At 44.1% G+C, this 1811-nt stretch carries 4 protein-coding genes; 1 reads left to right on the forward strand and 3 read right to left on the reverse strand.

Translation table 11 applies throughout. The annotated features are described in order from the left end of the window. The coding region (locus WBA23_RS08170; protein WP_424581786.1) for an aquaporin at positions 1-179 on the forward strand (179 nt) is incomplete at its 5' end. A 146-nt stretch (positions 180-325) separates the two neighbouring features. Here WBA23_RS08170 and WBA23_RS08175 read toward each other — a convergent pair. The 3 genes from WBA23_RS08175 to WBA23_RS08185 all read right to left on the reverse strand — a co-directional run. Further along, on the reverse strand, positions 326-811 hold the full coding sequence (locus WBA23_RS08175; protein WP_424581783.1) for an RES family NAD+ phosphorylase: 486 nt from the start codon (positions 809-811) through the stop codon (positions 326-328). Positions 812-836: 25 nt separating this feature from the next. Beyond that, a complete protein-coding gene (locus tag WBA23_RS08180; RefSeq protein WP_424581784.1) occupies positions 837-1241 on the reverse strand; it encodes an antitoxin Xre/MbcA/ParS toxin-binding domain-containing protein in 405 nt (134 codons plus the stop codon). A 133-nt stretch (positions 1242-1374) separates the two neighbouring features. Next, positions 1375-1811, reverse strand: a 437-nt coding sequence (locus tag WBA23_RS08185; protein ID WP_424581785.1) for an ROK family protein, incomplete at its 5' end; no start/stop codon positions are given.

The raw sequence follows: 1811 nt of genomic DNA on the forward strand, positions 1-1811 counted from the left end.
GGGGAACTACTGGTTATGCCATTAATCCCGCTCGTGACCTCGCTCCCCGAGTTATGCATGCACTCTTACCCATTTCTAACAAAGGTAGCAGTGATTGGAGTTACTCTTGGATTCCTGTAGTCGGACCGATCGTGGGAGGAATAGTAGCTGGGGCGCTTTATACATTTTTATTGAATTAGTGCTCTATTAAGTACAAATTCTCGGCAGCCCCCATAGTAACTCGATCATTTTTTTTGCATTGCAAAAAGATCGTATAGCTACACTTAAGACGTTTACAAAGCTTTAGGGATTAACTAACAGCTTGAGAGCTATTAATTGAAGTTGCTTATTTCTCTCTTTCACCTCTTCTTTTTAGATACTGTGTGAGGTCGTTATCCAACTGGGCAAAGCGATGGTCAATAGGGTAAGAGTAACTTCTGACTAATTGCACCTCGCGATATAGAGGATGAGTGGTATTGATCAGATAATTGGTTCCGGTAGGAGCCGGAGCGGAAGGGACTCGTAGTAATAGATGTGTTTTTGCCTGATACCAAGCCGTTCCTAGGGATTGGGTCTGGCTATACGGGGAAGCACTACTCCATGCTGTAGGCAGCTCGGTTTTGTCTATGACCTGTGCGGAAGTATTCGGCACTTCTATTTCCATACAAAAAAACTCATTTCGCATGAACCCTCCTTTGCCCATACGATGAGCCACATTTTCCAGTAAGGCAATTTCAGCTGAGGCAGCCGTATAGATCACTAATTCCCCTCGCTGGTTCCATCGTCCAGGAAGGCCGGAAGCGTACAAATTACTAGAGTATCTTTTACTCACGATTCTGTAAACTAGCACTTTATCCTTAGGCGGCGTATCCTTGTTCTATACGTTCCAAACACTCTTCTACTAACCGAATGCCGGTGATACTGAAAAGAAACTTATTAGGTGGTTGCATTTCTAAAGCGGGCTGGGGTAATCCTAGCCAGCCTTTAAACTCATCAATACTACCAAAAAGGTGTTCTCCTCGATTGAACAGCCGAATAAGACTAAGTAGAATTTCTGCCTGTACAACCCCTATTTTCCTGCGTTTAGCTTTCAGGTTATCTATAGTTTTGGGGGTGACGTGAAGTAGACCAGCCATTACTTCTTTGCTTAACTGAGCATATTCCCGGAAAGAAGTGATGGCTTGAGCATCAACTCCATGTTGAGCTTGAGCTACCAATGAAAGATCATTTAATGGGATCGGTTGATTAGGTATAGAACTCATGCTTTAAGTATAGATACGAAATTTTACATTTTGGATATGTAAATATACGTAAGACCGTTATTATAAGTTAGCCACTGCAATATCTTTTGCCTACTTACTACCGAATAAGCAAAATGTAAACGATAACTAAGCTTTAGATTGTTTCGCTTACCAGCATGGCGGCCCCGAAGACTCCGGCGCTATCGCCTAATTTGGGGCGGAAAAACTGCGTGTCCAGCCGGTTATTAAATACGTACTTTTCAATAGCTTCTACCCCGTCAGTATAAAGCTCATCGATGTTACCAACTCCTCCTCCGAGTACAATTGCATCGGGATCAAGAATATTGATGACCACCGAAATAGCCAATCCGAAGAATTCGGTGAGCCGTTCAATGGTTTGCTTTGCTGCAGGATCATCACCGGATTGGGATCGTTGGTAGATTTCCCTGAGGTTTCGTTCTTCTCCTGTTTGCTGACGATAAAAGCGAGCCAGTGAGGGTCCGGCCAATACGGTTTCTACTACTCCGGTTCGTCCGGTGTAGGCTTCTCCGCCCGATTCGTCCAGAAAATTATGGCCCCACTCCCCAGCAA

This window comes from Tunicatimonas sp. (assembly GCF_049647865.1).
Classification (GTDB): domain Bacteria; phylum Bacteroidota; class Bacteroidia; order Cytophagales; family Cyclobacteriaceae; genus Tunicatimonas.

Coding starts and splice junctions, on each gene's coding strand:
- WBA23_RS08180 (WP_424581784.1), bottom strand. CDS start 1,241: ATGAGTTCTATACCTAATCAACCGATCCCATTAAATGATCTTTCATTG.